Source organism: Methanosarcina barkeri str. Wiesmoor (assembly GCF_000969985.1).
Lineage (GTDB): Archaea > Halobacteriota > Methanosarcinia > Methanosarcinales > Methanosarcinaceae > Methanosarcina > Methanosarcina barkeri_B.
Map to the genome: position 1 here is coordinate 816,844 of NZ_CP009526.1, position 15,293 is coordinate 832,136.

13 protein-coding genes and 1 CRISPR repeat array (1 of these 14 running past the window's edge) are annotated in these 15,293 nt (G+C 36.9%); of the genes, 1 reads left to right on the top strand and 12 read right to left on the bottom strand.

What is annotated here, in order from left to right; genetic code table 11:
• Nucleotides 1–1,428 precede the first annotated feature (1,428 nt).
• Nucleotides 1,429–1,785: a hypothetical protein gene (locus MSBRW_RS03630; RefSeq protein ID WP_155398102.1), complete on the bottom strand. Its 357-nt coding sequence runs from the start codon at nt 1,783–1,785 to the stop codon at nt 1,429–1,431.
• A 761-nt stretch (nt 1,786–2,546) separates the two neighbouring features.
• Here MSBRW_RS03630 and MSBRW_RS03635 point away from each other — a divergent pair.
• Nucleotides 2,547–2,945, top strand: coding sequence for a cupin domain-containing protein (locus MSBRW_RS03635; protein WP_011305356.1), 399 nt, complete (start codon nt 2,547–2,549; stop codon nt 2,943–2,945).
• A 449-nt stretch (nt 2,946–3,394) separates the two neighbouring features.
• On the opposite strand, the gene MSBRW_RS03640 is transcribed toward MSBRW_RS03635, so the two are convergent.
• The 11 genes from MSBRW_RS03640 to cas8a1 all read right to left on the bottom strand — a co-directional run bounded on the left by MSBRW_RS03640 (nt 3,395) and on the right by cas8a1 (nt 14,249).
• Nucleotides 3,395–4,351 (bottom strand): Acg family FMN-binding oxidoreductase, encoded by a 957-nt coding sequence (locus MSBRW_RS03640; RefSeq protein ID WP_011305355.1) that lies wholly within the window; start codon nt 4,349–4,351, stop codon nt 3,395–3,397.
• Between the two features lie 371 nt (nt 4,352–4,722).
• Nucleotides 4,723–5,574, bottom strand: coding sequence for a UbiA family prenyltransferase (locus tag MSBRW_RS03645; RefSeq protein ID WP_011305354.1), 852 nt, complete (start codon nt 5,572–5,574; stop codon nt 4,723–4,725).
• A gap of 224 nt (nt 5,575–5,798) precedes the next feature.
• The gene (locus MSBRW_RS03650; protein ID WP_011305353.1) at nt 5,799–6,434 is read right to left on the bottom strand and encodes a class I SAM-dependent methyltransferase; all 636 of its coding nucleotides are present in this window, start codon (nt 6,432–6,434) and stop codon (nt 5,799–5,801) included.
• A 271-nt stretch (nt 6,435–6,705) separates the two neighbouring features.
• The gene (locus MSBRW_RS03655; RefSeq protein WP_011305352.1) at nt 6,706–7,092 is read right to left on the bottom strand and encodes a type II toxin-antitoxin system death-on-curing family toxin; all 387 of its coding nucleotides are present in this window, start codon (nt 7,090–7,092) and stop codon (nt 6,706–6,708) included.
• A 1-nt stretch (nt 7,093) separates the two neighbouring features.
• Entirely contained in the window at nt 7,094–7,345 is a 252-nt protein-coding gene (locus MSBRW_RS03660; protein WP_011305351.1) for a DUF7557 family protein, read from the bottom strand.
• Between the two features lie 602 nt (nt 7,346–7,947).
• Nucleotides 7,948–8,514: a GNAT family N-acetyltransferase gene (locus tag MSBRW_RS03665; RefSeq protein ID WP_011305350.1), complete on the bottom strand. Its 567-nt coding sequence runs from the start codon at nt 8,512–8,514 to the stop codon at nt 7,948–7,950.
• A gap of 49 nt (nt 8,515–8,563) precedes the next feature.
• The gene (locus tag MSBRW_RS03670) at nt 8,564–8,857 is read right to left on the bottom strand and encodes a DUF1330 domain-containing protein (RefSeq protein ID WP_011305349.1); all 294 of its coding nucleotides are present in this window, start codon (nt 8,855–8,857) and stop codon (nt 8,564–8,566) included.
• A 144-nt stretch (nt 8,858–9,001) separates the two neighbouring features.
• Nucleotides 9,002–11,227 carry a CRISPR-associated helicase/endonuclease Cas3 gene (locus tag MSBRW_RS03675; protein WP_011305348.1) on the bottom strand — a complete coding sequence of 742 codons (2,226 nt, stop codon included), beginning with the start codon at nt 11,225–11,227 and terminating at the stop codon, nt 9,002–9,004.
• A 22-nt stretch (nt 11,228–11,249) separates the two neighbouring features.
• On the bottom strand, nt 11,250–11,873 hold the full coding sequence (gene cas5b / locus MSBRW_RS03680; protein WP_011305347.1) for a type I-B CRISPR-associated protein Cas5b: 624 nt from the start codon (nt 11,871–11,873) through the stop codon (nt 11,250–11,252).
• A 1-nt stretch (nt 11,874) separates the two neighbouring features.
• A complete protein-coding gene (cas7i, locus tag MSBRW_RS03685) occupies nt 11,875–12,876 on the bottom strand; it encodes a type I-B CRISPR-associated protein Cas7/Cst2/DevR (RefSeq protein WP_011305346.1) in 1,002 nt (333 codons plus the stop codon).
• A 2-nt stretch (nt 12,877–12,878) separates the two neighbouring features.
• Nucleotides 12,879–14,249, bottom strand: coding sequence for a type I-B CRISPR-associated protein Cas8b1/Cst1 (cas8a1, locus tag MSBRW_RS03690; protein ID WP_011305345.1), 1,371 nt, complete (start codon nt 14,247–14,249; stop codon nt 12,879–12,881).
• Between the two features lie 137 nt (nt 14,250–14,386).
• Nucleotides 14,387–15,293: a CRISPR direct-repeat array (repeat unit 30 nt; unit sequence GTTTCAATCCCTCTAAGGCCTGATTTTAAC); it runs 2,436 nt beyond the window's last position.

Genomic DNA, 15,293 nt, shown 5'->3' on the forward strand with positions numbered 1-15,293 from the left:
TCATATAATATTAAAAACGATTATTTTACATCCTTTTTAACATTTTCGGTACGTTTCTATTTTTAAGAGTTTCAAATCTGAGGGTTTGCCAAAATCAGTGAAAATGCTTTAAAACTATATTAAATGCCTATAATTCCCCTTTTAGCTACAAAATCACATTTAATGCCTTTTAAATCTCACCGTTTAATCTGGCTGAATACAAAATTCACTGATAAAACTTAAATCATATTATATATAGTTGGAATATTTATACTTTATATGTTGGATAATTTATATTTTATATGACTTTTCACGTAAACTGTATGTAAATAGCAATAATGTATTGAATATTAAAATCGGGTTTTTTCCTTCATATTCTAATAATAGTCTTTTTAAAGGGCAAAAATGATCTAAAATTGCATTAAATTTATTTCAAATTTTTTTAAACAAATTTTTTTGCAAAACAGGCAGTTTTATCCAATGCCAGCAGGGTAGTTCCAAAAAAATTGTTTTAGTTCCTATCAAGCTGGTTCTTGCTCTCGAATATTCTCATTTTCCGGGTTATTTTTTATCTCTGGCAGGGTTGCAGTTTCTGCAGGTAATCATCTGATAAAGAATATTTCAATTTCGACTTTTTCCTCTTCTGTTAGCGGGCTCTGATGGGTGTAATACCTTCCTATCTACAGTAAACCGCCGTTCTGGTTAATCGGGCGCGGTTCAAAGCTTCCTTATACCTTCTACTCGAGTTCCTTCCTAAATTTAGTTCCTTTTCTTAGTATGGACTGTTTGTCTTCTTCAATTATTGAGTTATCTTTGGTCAGCATGTTATCACCTTCCCTGTTTCCTGCGGTTTTTCGTTTATCAATACTCTGCTTTTATTATGTTTTTGATAGGAGAAGCAGTGTTTAAATTAAAAAGCCAGTACTAGTACATTGATTCCAAAATATGTCCAAAGTGAATTTTTGAAAGCCACTGAAAGCACGGAAGACACGGAAATAAGTAGTAAAGGTGTGTTTCTTCCGTGCTTTCCGTGTTTTCCGTGGTGTAATATCCAGACCGAATCACTCCGCGGCCAACTGCGTTTTCCGTGTTGCAGAATTCCATATAACTTTAAAATAATATTTGCGTAATAGGCTGGAATTATTTTCTTATTATGCATGTATTTGAAAATCGATGCACTGGTTTTAAAAATCCGAGTTTTTAAGTTCAATTATAAAATAGAAGTTTTAAGCTCAGTAAATAAGGAATCGAAATTTTAAGCTCAATAAAAAATAAAGGTTTAGAGCTCAATAATAACGAAATAGAGGTTTAGAGCTCAATAATAACAAAATAGAGGTTTAGAGCTCAATAATAACAAAATAGAGGTTTTAAATCCAATAAAATAAAAATATAACTTTTAATTCCCTCAAAGATATAGAGCTCCTAAACTTAATTAAAGTCATGAGGCTTTTATGTGTTTTCCATGGGGAATGAATCGGTTATAAATTCTTTAAATATTTTTTTAGATTTTTCAAATCCGGTATACACTCCATCCAGGCGCTGCTCTGAGAAATTCGGCTTTTTTGACAGGGTGATACCGTCTAAGAGCTGGTTAAAGTTATTCTCCAGGCCTTTTATCTTTTCAGCTGGACCTTCATCCAATTCGGAAAGAGAGAGTTTTTCCAGATTATCCTCGAAAGTGTATTTGGCTATATCCAGACCTTTATTTACTCCTTCTTTAAAGTCTGAATAAGCCTGATGGTCTTTATTCTTTTCAATACAGGCATTAAATTTCCTGATGAGATCCTTCATATTTTGAGTATCCAAAATTCTCACTTCCTTTTTTTAAGTGATTTTGATTTGTGAAATCTTTTTCAGATTGCAGATACAAGAGTTTCAAATTTGTAGATACATTAAACAATGAGTTTAAACTATGATTTATGGATATTAGTTGTTATAAAATAATTAAATAAAGAGCTTTTCACACTTTGAATGATTAAAATGTTGTAATATTAATATTACTTTTATTATATAAAAATAGTATTTACAAGTATATTAATCTTTTGAGGTAAAATAAGAGACTGTTATATTTTCATATCTGACTAAAAATGGGAAATATTTTTCTCGAGCTTTTAGAAAGTCCTTCCATTATTCGCATAAATTTCAAGCATCAGAAACCTGTTTGCAACAAATCCAAATCCGTAAATATAGTTTTTAGAGAGCTCCACAAAATTAATTGTAAGATACTCAAAAGAAAGCATTCCACATAGGGAAAATACTATTAATGCGGTTCTTGCTTGAGACTGAGTTTTAAATTTTAACTCGAACGCCTGATCGTGATCTATCGTACCTTTTTTAATAGTGTCATTTGTCTTCTTGGTACACTAACAAAAGGAAATGTACTTTTATTAAATTCCCGAAGCTAATTATTTTTTCAATAATCGTTTTTAGAAACTTTATTCAGGAACATAAATAAGTAACTCAGGTTAAAGTTATGCAATTAATATTTTCAATCCCTCTCAAGGTATATATTTGGCAATTATTGCTCTCAAATACTCTTATATACAACTAACCATAAATGAAAATATATGAAAGGATTTTCTATAAATATCGAAGAAGCCACTCTGGAAAATGGCAATTTCCGCAAGGTACTCTATACCTCAAAACATAGCCAGCTGGTACTTATGAGCCTCAAACCCGGGGAAGAAATCGGGATGGAAGTGCATGAGGAAAACGACCAGTTTTTCCGTTTTGAGCAGGGGAAGGGGAAGTGCATAATTGACGGTAACGAATACGAACTTAGTGACGGTGTTGCAGTGGTTGTACCGGCCGGCGCGCAGCATAATGTCATCAACACCTCGGAAACGGAGGAGCTGAAACTCTATACAATCTATTCACCGGCGCACCACAAGGATGGAATCGTGCGTGCGACAAAAGAAGAAGCTGAAGCCAATGAAGCGGAATTCGATGGAGTGACTACGGAATAACAGTTTATTCCTGCAGTGACTATTGAAAATATGAACTAAAATACTTTGTTTTTTATAAAAATTGTATTTTTTCTCTTTTTTGTTTTTCTCTTTTTTGTAATTGTAGTCTGCTTTGCCCTTTTTTAGTGGACATTGCTCTTGAACCTACTTTCGGCAGGTCGACATTAGGAATTTGAATAATTATCATGATGCCATTTTTGAACATTCACTTACTTTATGTGAGGTTTAAAGCTGGTTAACATGTGGCTCAACTCCAACGACACATATAAACACTTAATCATTTTCAATTAAAGTTTAGTATGAGAGATTATGTTTGAATCATATGTAAACCTAATAACTACACACAATTAGGGTGCATAATTTCAAAATCGTTATCATTAATGATTATAGAAAATGAAATGTCAATCTACCGAAAGTCGGCTCGAGCATTACCTGTTAACGGGCGATATTCAGATTATAACCTCGGACACAGGTCTTCTCAGGGATCTGGGAAGAGACTCTGCATATCCCAGACGTAGTAAAAGCTGGGGGTGCATGTTGCCTGTGGACAATAGCTTTTGTAACTTTTTTTTGAGTTCCGGCACTTCGCACGGCTGATTGATGTGGGCGTTTTTGATACCAAGAGCTGTGGCACATAATGCCAACCTTTCAAAACTTCGCCCTGTATTGATCCAGGAGTTTATATCATCGTTTTCCGACAGTAAGACCATCAACACAGACGAGCTTCTGATGTGTTTTTCATCCTTTTTCGATTGGCCCTTAGAATTCAAAAAGAATTTCATGAATAGTTTCCCTATGAAGCGAGGCGATGACGGATTTCCCATGGCCTTTGAGCTAAGGCCATCACGATATCGGTTTGCTTCGGCCTCGTTGAATCTTATCCATGAAATCAGTTCCTGCATAAAATCCCGGTCATTCATCTGTATGCTGTTGCCTTCCTTAACAAGCCCTATTATCCCTTCTATTTTTTCCGGTTCAGTCACAAAAAGCACAGACACTCCCTGCTCTAATGGCAGTGATGCAAGCCTTTCCATATCAGCTCCAGGAATAGGTCTTCCATCATATTGTCTTCGAGTACTCTGCTTTATAGGGATAACATTGAAAAGCCAGTCATTATTGGCTTTACCGTCTGCAAGCTCTAGATTTACAGAAATAGCCCCGTCCTCAAAAGAGTATCCCACCAGTGCTCTGTACCCTTCATGCTCGGCAGCTATTACCAGATTCTCCAGTGCACATCCGAGGCTTATATATAGCTCCCTTTCCAGGGGGTCAACAACCGGGAGTCTCCTTGAGATATCTGGATAAATAAAAACTGCATTCTCTTTTATCTTGAACTTCCAGGGCTGTGTATTGTGCCCCGAAGGAGCCATTACTGCGTGATGTAGAAGTTCTGTCATATCTGGCATCGGCTCACCTGCAATGGTGTATAAGATGTTTATAAAGAGGGTTTTAACTATTTTTACATTTCTTCCAGCAATAATGAAAAGGGAAAGATAAATGGAAAAGATAAATGGAAAAAATAAACGGAAAAGATAAACGGAAAAGGAACGGGAAAGAGAAATGCATAATCCAAGTATATATCTCAATATTTACGAGTTTGGCCTGTTATTACCTTAAGAGCAAGACTTGGTGGATGAAACCACCAGATACCGAATCCGCCGGGCAAGATCCACTGGGTAAAATCCGCTGGACAGAATCCACGAGTTGTGGGCGAATTCTCGTACTTGTTCGGTGTACGCAGTGTTGAGAAGCTTGGAATCAAACTGCCACAATACTTTCACGTGACTATTCGAATGAATATGAAAATTAAGAATGCCACCAATCCAGTCAGGTATATCCAGCGAATGTAAATTCGTCGATTTACTGTTCTTGAGTCTAACAATTTACCTGTTGAGTACAGAATAACCAGGTCCATCAGTAAAATAGGAAACAGATAAATCCGTTCTAACCAGCCCAACAAAAACGGCATGATACTTGCAGCAACTACCAGTAAGAAAGCTGCTCCGCTGATTTTCAATGCTTTTTCGCGACCAATTACCAGGGCCAGGGAACGTGACCCTGCCTGCCTATCACCTTCAATATCCATAGCGTCTGCCGCAATCTCTTCTCCTAAATCTACAAGCATTACTATAACCGCAAAAAACCAGACTATTATTTCAAATGGTTTGTTTACTGCTATACCACCAAAAATAAAAGTCATTCCAACCGAAAAGCTGACCATTAGATTTCCAATAAGACCAGCCTTTTTGAACCGCCAGTTGTAAAGCAAACCAACTGCCCAGACCAGAATAACTACTAATAAAGCCTCTAAACTAATCAGGTAACTTGTGATAAGTCCAAGTATTGCCACAACAATGGAGAGTAAAACGACTTCTCGCTCAGTAACAAGGCCTGCTGGGAGTGGTCTTTCGGGTGCATTTATTCTGTCAATTTCGAGATCAAAATAGTCGTTAAGAATGAGAGACGTAGCCGAAATAAAAAAAATGCTTAGAAACCCCAATACAATTTCAGTTGTGGTAGGAAGTGTACCTAATGCCAGTAACTCTCCCAGTATCACGCATACTCCTGCAGTAAATGGCAGTTCAAAACGGAATAAGCGGAACAGCCCTAGAATTTTCGGCCTAAGCATAAAGGTATTATAAGTAATGGAATATTTTAATATTTTTGAGTGAATTTTTAATTTTTTTGTTAATAAGTACAAGATTATGTGAAGGCATTAGGAAAAAGGCTATCTTGATCTCGAAACTCAAAAAATCAAAAAAGTTTTAATAATTAGGTGTTAAAGAATATGGGCCTTCTAATTATACGCTCTATTCATCTGTATGCTCTATCCATCCGGGGCACTATAAAGCGTTAGCTACTTTTTTCTCCTATACAGCACATCCAGTTTTTATTTTCTACTATATGTGTTTGTATATTTACGTATCCGGCCCTTTTTAATAGTTCCTCCAGTTCTTGCGGTGTATGTAGTTTAAGATTACCAGCTTTTACATACGGGTCATTTCTATCCTTAAAGCTCTGACTGGCATACATTTCGTTAAGTATCATAATTCTGCCGGAAGGTTTTAAAACCCTTTTAATTTCAGAAACGTTTTCAAGGAGGTTAGGCCAGAAATAAACAGTTTCAACTGCCAGTGCCAAATCAAATTTATTGTCCTCAAACGGAATTTTTTCTACACTTGCGTGATGTATCTCAACTTTACCGCTGTCTATTAATTCTTTGTTAAATTCGATAGACCAGTTTACACAGTCATTAGAATAATCAATTCCAAACACTTTTCCTTCAGGTGCAAGTAAGGCCAACCTGTTTACTGTTCTACCCCCGCCGCACCCAATATCTAAAATTACACTATCCTGCTTAATGTCTATTTTTCCCAAGCCCCAGCTTGTCAGCTCATAATGGCTGATATTCATTTCGTCTGCAACTAGTTTACCTACCTCTCCGGAAGGTTTTCTGCATTGATTCAGCTTTCTAGAAAGTTCGCTCATAACTAACTCCTTATAATTCCTACTAGATAAATTTTATATTAATTCGTTTTCATTAAAAAAATCGGTGTATTGTTTCAATTTTTGATTTAGTGGATCTTGCTCGAAAATCAATAAGAATAGACGGCTTTCCCGGATACTGCCCAGTGTTTCAATCCTTGTTTTAGTGGATCTTGCTCACGAATATTATCTTCAGGCATGAAAAGATACTGGTCAATAAAATAGGTAATCTTTTGTGTTATTTTTGATAGCCCATATGTTAATAAAATAATTTTTATTGTTTGATGGTATGATTAATAATCCATTCTTCAATTTCAGCCGGCTTCATCTCATTTTCAGTCGCTGCAATCTTGACTATAAATTCTATCGTTTCTTGTGGAGTAGATGTAAGTGTATACCCACTATCCTCAAGAACAAAATTCATTGCTTCGTATCCTGTTCTTTTATTTCCGTTAAAAAACGGATGTCTTGAGACAATGGTATAAACTACAATTGCAGCATTTTGAAAAACGGTATTAGATTCCTTTATCATATATTCAAACAGTAACTCTAATGTAGCAAGAGATCTAATTGCAGGTGTATAATCGGCAGGATTCTCTTCTTTGTCATAGTCAATTACTCGTTGATGAATTTTTAAGACGTCAATTAAGCTAATCAACATATCACTTTCTTCCGAGTGCGTCTAAGATCTCTTTGTCTTCTATGAGTTTCCTATCCAACCATGCATCGAAATCTTTGACATGTGATTCTCTTCGTTCAGTGTTCTCTTCTTTTGGGAACATTGGTTTATACTCTGCAGTTTCTTTAACTTTAACAATGAGCCGTTTGATAATGGAATTATAAGACTCGTTTTCTGTGATCTTAAATTCTTTAAGTGATTTCTTTACATCTGGATCAATGGCTATAGTAGACATATATTATAATATGTTATAACAGAATATCAACATATGTATCATTTTTCCAGACACCCCACAAAACTCAAAACATCCCTGTTTCAATCCTTTTTTTAGTGGATCTTGCTCGCGAATCTCTCAATTTTCATCTGTCTCAACCCTATCGAGTTTCAATCCTTATTTTAGTGGATCTTGCTCGCGAATGGTTATTAGGAGGAAGAAATGAACAGATATTATCTTGATTTCAATCCTTATTTTAGTGGAAGCTACCTCTCGACTCAGGAAAAATTTCTTCGAAAAGGAGGAAATGCAAAGTTTCAATCCTTATTTTAGTGGAAGCTACCTCTCGACAGTCTACAGGGTCGTTTTCCCTTATTTACAGCAAATCCTCAGGTAACTTCAACTCTGAAAAACAGTATTAAGCGACTACATTAAGCGGCCATATTAAGCGGCTATTTTTTACTTGAGCGATATAATTTTAAAAAACCTGCTAAAATTTTCAGGACCATGTCCGTATAGCTTTATTTCATCCACCCATGCATCTATTTTTGTTTCGTTGCTTCCGGGATAAGTCATTGTATTACGAATCATGTGAAAACGGCCGAAGGTTTCATGTTTTGTTTCTAATGACCGGCGGAGAGAAATTCGTTTTTCAGCAGGCTATACACCTCAATATCGGTGAAACGGTCCCCGGTTAGCAGTTCTCCATCCCGTTCAATACCTTCAAAATGGAATCCGAGGCGTTGAGGTATGCCTTTGCTGGGGAAGTTCCCCACCGCACATCTAATTTGAACCCGGTTGATATTCATTTCTTCAAAGGCAAAATGCATCACGGCCGTAACCGAACTGGTGATGATACCTTTTTTTTGACACGGTTCCGAAAGCCAGTACCCGATTTCCGCTTTACGGTTCAGTTTGTCGGTATTCTTGAAGCCGATCAACCCGGCAAAATCACCCTTATACCGGATTACAAATACAAAATCCCCTTTTTCGGCAGGGACAGCAAGTACCGAACGGATATACTTCTCCGAGTCCGACACATCTCTGGTAAACGCAACAAACGGCAGCCATTTACCCAGGTAATCCCGCTGCCTGTCGATGGTAGTGAACATATCGATGGCATCCGAAAGTTCCAGTTGTTTAAGTTGGATATCTTCCGTTACGATGATGGTTTTTACAAGTTCTTTCATGATTCTTTTTTAGTATGTTGATCCGTAAGAAAAATATTTTCCTGACAGGTTAATCGTTGTCTATAAAAAAGGCACTGGATACCGTGCTGTCTTCTCGCAGGTGCTTGACAGCCCTGTATTCGGGAGAATTAAAACAACTTTCAGCCTGTGCAAGGGAGTCAAAGCCGATGACGATAGAACGTTCCGGCTTAATGGTGCCGCAAAAGGCGGTGATTTTGTTACTGCGTGCGAGATATTCGCCTCCGTGCTGCTCCACAATGGCCTTAACCGCTGCAATATATTCGGCATAGCGGATAGGGTCGTGCACCGATTCGATCAGAATAACCATTACTGTTTTTTTCATCGTTTCCTCCTTTTGTTAAAGCAGAAAAATTATACCATCTTCTTTTGGCGGTTTCAATCCTTGTTTTAGTGGATCTTGCTCACGAATAAAGAAGGGTTCTTTATTAAAGACCTGTTAATCAGGTTTTAATCCTGATTTGTGATTTTAAAAATCTTTGTTAAAAACTCCCATTATTGTGTCTTCTGAGTCCAACAATAGACCCAGTTCAGAATTGTAGTCAACACTTGCAAATATCATATTAGAGTCAATCTGGATCTGGTTATTAGTTTTTAGTTTATTGTATTGGCCAAGATTTATCGAGACAACGTATTTCATAGCTTCAAAATATTTTTTATTTTCAATTTCCTCAAGATATTCAAGTTTAAACTGATCAGGAACAACTTCAACTGATTGATAAAGGTTATAAAATTCGTCCTGATTTTCTTTTTCATTTATGAAAGGAACAATTTGACTATAGAACTTAGAAAAGGTCTTTTTCACCATTTCAAAGGATTCCAGATCCGAACCCTGATATCCACTAGAATAAACTTCGTCCACAAGTTCTTGAATTCTGCTTTCTCCTAAAACACTCTCTTTACTTAACAGCTCTAGACTTTTAGAGACTAATTCCTGATTTTTGTAAACATATTTGTCTTTTTCAGATCCTTCTTCAAAAACATACACTGGCTTGATTATTTTCTCTTCCCATCCTTTTCGATTAATCCTTCCAAACCTCTGAATAAGTGCATCGAGGGGAGCCGGTTCAGAAAATAGTACATCATAATCAATATCAAGGGAAACCTCTATTGCCTGTGTACCGACTAAAAGGTTTAGGTTCTTCAATTTTGATTCAATTTTTTCCCTGTCTCGTAGAATAAATCTTCCATGGATTAAGCCTGAATTTTCTATTCCTTGAGAGAGCAGTTTGTATATTTTTTGGGCTTGAGCGACGGTATTACAAACAACAAGTACCTTTTTCTTATGATTGAGTTCTTTTCTGATCAGATCCAAATTATCTAAAATGCCTCCTTTAAGAACAGAAACTCTATGCCTTGTAAACTCATCCAGTTCAAGTTCTGTAAAAGAGATCTCCGTTTCGATTTCCAGATCCTGCTTAAACATTTCTTTAAGAAAAGAAGGAAGAGTGGCAGACATGATTAAGAAATTTGCTTGATAACCTTTTAGGATCTTGAGTGTCTCAAGGATCAGAGCAGTCATATGAGCATCATATGCGTGAATTTCATCCATTATGAACAGAGCACTGGACATTTCTGCAAGATTCTGCTCGAAGCCTCGAATTCCAAACATGGGTTTAAGAACCTGATGTGGAGTCGCTATTTTATATGGTCTGTATATCTTATTGGTAAGGCTTTTTACTTGCTTTGCTTTTTTAGTTGCGGTCAAGTAATCTTCATTCTCAAAGCTTTGATATAAATAGTACATGGCTTTTCCATGCTGGATACCAATCAATTCAGGATCTTTAAAATCCTTTTGAAGTCGTTTATACATTGCATTGATACTCGCAGTATAAGGAAGCAAGTAAAAGACCCTTTTAGATCTGCCAGGATTCTGGTTTGCATAACTCCAGAACAATGCAGCTTCTGTTTTCCCAGTTCCAGTAGGTGCAATTAGAAAGGCATCACCTTTTGTTTCTAATGATTGACTCTGAGTTTTTCTCAGCTCGGAGAAATTATATACAGCTCTTATGTCTTCAATTCCGGATAATAAGCTGTACTTTCCCCCAGATGCCAGATGATCACAGGCGGTTAAAAATCCCTTGAGGAATATCCCGTACTTTCCGTGTAAAACTGTTAACTCATCATTATCAAGCTGTTTTTTGTAAGGTTTTATTGAATTTTTGTAAGGATCAACCATTTCCTCAATTGATTTTATTTCTTTAAATTTATTTAGCTCAAAACCCAGATACTTCTTACTAATTTCTGGAATTTTCCTCTGAATCTCTCTTAATTCTTCAAAGTTAGGAGTTAATTCCTGTAGCTTCTCAATATATCTTTTTTTAGCAAGAGGATTTGAGTCTATCCGATATTTTTCCCGCAAATAAGACACATCTTTATGATGCGTGATTATTGCTAAAGCTATAGCTTCTCTTGATTCATTTTCGTATTCAAGCCCAGAAGTGAAGCCAGCAGAGAGAACTTCATGCCTGTATTTCCACTTCTCTTCTTCGCAGAGAGATTTTTGGAATCCTGATGCAGCTTTCCCAAAATCATGAAAAAAAATAGAGTAGAAGAGATGCTCCCAGAAATCCGGGACTCCACAGATTTGAGGAGTTTCAGGATATGCATCTTTTATGCTTTTAAAGACCTTAAGGGCGTTTTCTGTATGTTCCAGTAAAGTCTCATCCGGGTCCTTTTTTGCAAGTATGACCATATTTCCTCCCTGTGTCTACCAATCAATTCTTATGAAGCCAGATTGCCCAATCCATTTCAGGATCGAATAAACACTTTTCTGGATAGACGAAAAACTCATCCATCAAAAGATATGGTTTCACACCTACAGCTTTTCTGGGAATTGCATCAGTAAAGTGAGTTGGAAGAGCCTGTACAAGTCCATATGCACCTTTAATTCCAAAAGGAAGGATTGTTTTTCCCAATCTCTTTCCAGCTTCTTCTGCAAGCTCTAATTCCTTTATTTCGGAGACTTTCGCCAAATCTCCAGATCTACCAAAGAGAAGAGGGTGTTGAGGCTTACGGAAATATTTCTCAAAATCGGGCCTGTCAAGATAAAGATATAGTTCTGGGTTGTACAAGAACTCTCTTTTTACTACATTTGATTTTGCAGAAAGTCCCGGACTTAACTCGTAGATTGTTTCAAGGTCTACTGCTTTACTCTCAAAGTCAAATACATAACCAATATTTACATCTTCAGGAACAGTTAACTCTCCTTTTGCTGCTGAAATCAATCCATAAATGGTACTTAGGGGAGGGGCTGGAAGAGTAGGCTGAAATCCGCTTATAAAACCCGGATATCTAAAAGATGCAGTCCAGCCCTCAATTTTGATCCTTAAGACTTTCATCTTACCTCATCAGCCCGGGAATCGTTTGAACGAAGGAATCAACCATTTCGTTTATAGAGCCGTAAATTACTTTTCGATTATTTCCTGCATATTTTTTAGTTAGATCTTTAAAAACAGGGTCAAGATCTTCCATGAAACCTTTACGTCTTCCAATATAAATATCAGTTAACAGGATATCTGAATAATCGGAAATCACTTCTTCCAGAGCTGCCACGTCTACAAGAGCTTCTCCCTTTTCTTCTCTGACAAGATTCATAAACAGGTGATTTCCTCCGTCTATCCCTGCGAGTATGAGAAGTTTTGGGGAGACATCAGTGAGATGGGAAGTTTGCTTTGCACCACCTGCAAGGTATGGAAGAGCTTTCAGTACATCTTTTGCTCTCTTTTCTCTGACTTCAGTAGACATTACCCATTTATCTTCGATTTTCTCTGCCCCATTCTTTTCTGCAATTGTTTCCAGTTCTGGATACATGTTTCTGTATCCCGTTTTCTCACTCTTGTAAAACACGCCGACATTGTCAAGATCAAGCGAAAAGATTCCCTTCAAAACCGTAGAGTAGAATTCGTGTTCATAAGGAACGGGATCTCCTTCATGGCGAGCCATCACTCCAAAATCGTCTGTAGGAACCTGACCAACGATTGAAACAAGAGGCGAATTCTTCAAGACAGAAAGTCTTGTAACAGTACCACCGTCTGCCTTTTTGAGAGCTCTCATGTATCCGAATACATCATCATCATCGTATTCGACAGGATTGGCACTTGTAAACGCTATTTTCTTTTCTCGTTCTATAGGAGAAATGTTCCAATTGAATTTTTCTTCAAGAGTAGTCCGCCACCAGTACCTGAGAGCCTGCCCTGAAACATAGGGATATACTTTCTTCCCTTTTCTGATTGCTTTTACTCTGACAATATTTTCGGTCCTTTCACTGCTGTCATTTCCTGCGTTATTGAGTGCTGAATGGGGAGCATCGATAAGCATGAAACCATTTACTGTGTGTGTCATAATCATTCCTCCTCAAGTAATCCCATTTCTTCTTCGTCGCTAGAAATAAGTTTAGACTTCAAGGTATCATGTTCAACCAACCAGTTGTGTAGATTTTCATAAATTCTGAAGAGCAAAAGATCCTGAGTCTCTCTCCAACCCAGATTCCCTTCAGGAAAGAGATCGTCCATAAACTCTTCAAGAGTAAAAAGCGGGTCTTGAACACTTCGATTTATTCGGTCTTTTTCGATAATCCTCAATTGATTCCTGAATGATGCAAAATTTCTTGCCATTTCAAGCTGATTTAATCTTTTTATGTTTTGAGTATCTTTTATGTACTCTGAGATGCTGTCCCCAACTCTTTTGAGTGTATCCAATCTCTTACTACCCATGTTTCTTACCTCCTTTAAGTAAAATTCCAATAGTTCCCAATCTCCGTATACCTGCCGGTTTTTGTTATCAATAAAATATTTCACAATGGAGCGGCCTTTTAATAGATTTATATAAACAGAGTTCCCTCTGTTCTTGTAGTCGTCTCCTTCCTTAATTTTATTCCAATTAAAATAGCCCCTTCTGACAATTTTTTTCCATTCTGTAAACCATTCAGGGTCTTTAACACAAGCCAAAAATCTGAACACAGGGGTTGGAACTCTATATATATCAAGATCAGGTCCCTGATTAAAATTTGTAAAATGATACATGTTTATAGAGGGATTTTCCTCAACCCAGTCTTCGTCGTACTGGATAATAATATCCTCAATTATATGAAAAAGAGCATTAACAGGATTTTTGTAACCTTCATCAAAACAACCACTATAGCTATTTGCCAAAATCTGCCTTCGAATGTCCTTTACTGCCTTTTCTACCCAGTAATGCATGACCTTATTAGAATTGGAGTGGATTAGCAAAAGTTTTCCACAGGCGTAAAAAACAAGAGGAGAAAATTGAACTGCAAGCGTACAGGCCGGACAGTAGTCAGCCCCTTTCTGACCATACGGAAAAAAGTTAATTAGTGTACCTGAACCTATTAAAGGAATTTCTGTTTTCGTCCTGGTTTGCTCTACATTATATTTTCCACAAGAGATACAGTTCCCCGATTTCTCTGATTTCTCCAGGGACTCAACCTGACCGATTAACTTCTCTAAAGACTCAAGCAGCTTTTTATCTTTATTTTTCACAGAAGGATTGGTAACCGCATTATTCGGAAAAACCGAATAAAGACTCTTTGACCATTTCAGACTCAAATATATAGGGATTACATCATGTGCTATCTTCTTTACATCTTCAATTTTTATATCTTCAGGCTTTTTTCTGCCTGACCACTCGCATATAGCCCAGATCCCAGAGTCTACAAAAGGATTTCCAGTAAATGTATAAAGAAAGCTTTGACTCATTATTTTACTTCCAATTCTAGAAAAATCAACTTTAATTACAAAAGGAAAAATCTTATAAAAATATAGAAAGTCTTTAATAAGTAACTTCCCTTTTTCATCAAATAGAAAGAGTTAAATATTTCTTAAAAAGAGTCGTTGTTTCAATCCCTATAAGACCTGATTTTAACGCTTCATTATCCAGCCGCCGTATTCCTAAAATTTCTCTTGTTTCAATCCCTCTAAGGCCTGATTTTAACCGGAAACTTGTTTTAATCAGAAATGGGATGGTGAACATGTTTCAATCCCTCTAAGGCCTGATTTTAACCAGTTTTAAATGCCCCGCCTTTTGGTTTTCATAGTTTTTGTTTCAATCCCTCTAAGGCCTGATTTTAACGCAAGGATATATGACGAAAATTTGTAGAGATTATATGTTTCAATCCCTCTAAGGCCTGATTTTAACTGTGAGGATATCATGCCAGCAGCGCCATTTGAAGATTGTTTCAATCCCTCTAAGGCCTGATTTTAACACTAAGAAAATGAAAGAGATTTTCTTTGGTGAAACGTTTCAGTCCCTCTAAGGCCTGATTTTAACGAAAAAATGAATATCCCTTCTGGATCAAACAGAGAAGCGTTTCAATCCCTCTAAGGCCTGATTTTAACTTAAGCAGGTTGCCCCATACCCTACAGACTGAGATTGTTTCAATCCCTCTAAGGCCTGATTTTAACGTCTTCTTCGATTATCCATGGACTTAATCTTACCCGTTTCAATCCCTCTAAGGCCTGATTTTAACGCTAAAAAGCGGAAACATGATAATGATGCTCATAAGTTTCAATCCCTCTAAGGCCTGATTTTAACTTTTTTGCATTTCCAAATGGAAACCTTGGAAATTGCGTTTCAATCCCTCTAAGGCCTGATTTTAACATTTCCATACAGATTTTCTGAATACCGCCATTTGATGTTTCAATCCCTCTAAGGCCTGATTTTAACCCCAACTGCTGAAGCAAATACTTTAGCCGTAGTCGTGTTTCAATCCCTCTAAGGCCTGATTTTAACGTTTCTACAAG

Bases quoted from the DNA above. Each gene is read 5' to 3' on its own strand.
- cas7i (WP_011305346.1), bottom strand. From the start codon at position 12,876: ATGACACACACAGTAAATGGTTTCATGCTTATCGATGCTCCCCATTCA.
- MSBRW_RS03640 (WP_011305355.1), bottom strand. From the start codon at position 4,351: ATGCCAGATATGACAGAACTTCTACATCACGCAGTAATGGCTCCTTCG.
- cas5b (WP_011305347.1), bottom strand. From the start codon at position 11,873: ATGAAAGTCTTAAGGATCAAAATTGAGGGCTGGACTGCATCTTTTAGA.
- MSBRW_RS03635 (WP_011305356.1), top strand. From the start codon at position 2,547: ATGAAAGGATTTTCTATAAATATCGAAGAAGCCACTCTGGAAAATGGC.
- MSBRW_RS03655 (WP_011305352.1), bottom strand. From the start codon at position 7,092: ATGTTGATTAGCTTAATTGACGTCTTAAAAATTCATCAACGAGTAATT.
- MSBRW_RS03665 (WP_011305350.1), bottom strand. From the start codon at position 8,514: ATGAAAGAACTTGTAAAAACCATCATCGTAACGGAAGATATCCAACTT.
- cas8a1 (WP_011305345.1), bottom strand. From the start codon at position 14,249: ATGAGTCAAAGCTTTCTTTATACATTTACTGGAAATCCTTTTGTAGAC.
- MSBRW_RS03645 (WP_011305354.1), bottom strand. From the start codon at position 5,574: ATGCTTAGGCCGAAAATTCTAGGGCTGTTCCGCTTATTCCGTTTTGAA.
- MSBRW_RS03650 (WP_011305353.1), bottom strand. From the start codon at position 6,434: ATGAGCGAACTTTCTAGAAAGCTGAATCAATGCAGAAAACCTTCCGGA.
- MSBRW_RS03660 (WP_011305351.1), bottom strand. From the start codon at position 7,345: ATGTCTACTATAGCCATTGATCCAGATGTAAAGAAATCACTTAAAGAA.
- MSBRW_RS03675 (WP_011305348.1), bottom strand. From the start codon at position 11,227: ATGGTCATACTTGCAAAAAAGGACCCGGATGAGACTTTACTGGAACAT.
- MSBRW_RS03670 (WP_011305349.1), bottom strand. From the start codon at position 8,857: ATGAAAAAAACAGTAATGGTTATTCTGATCGAATCGGTGCACGACCCT.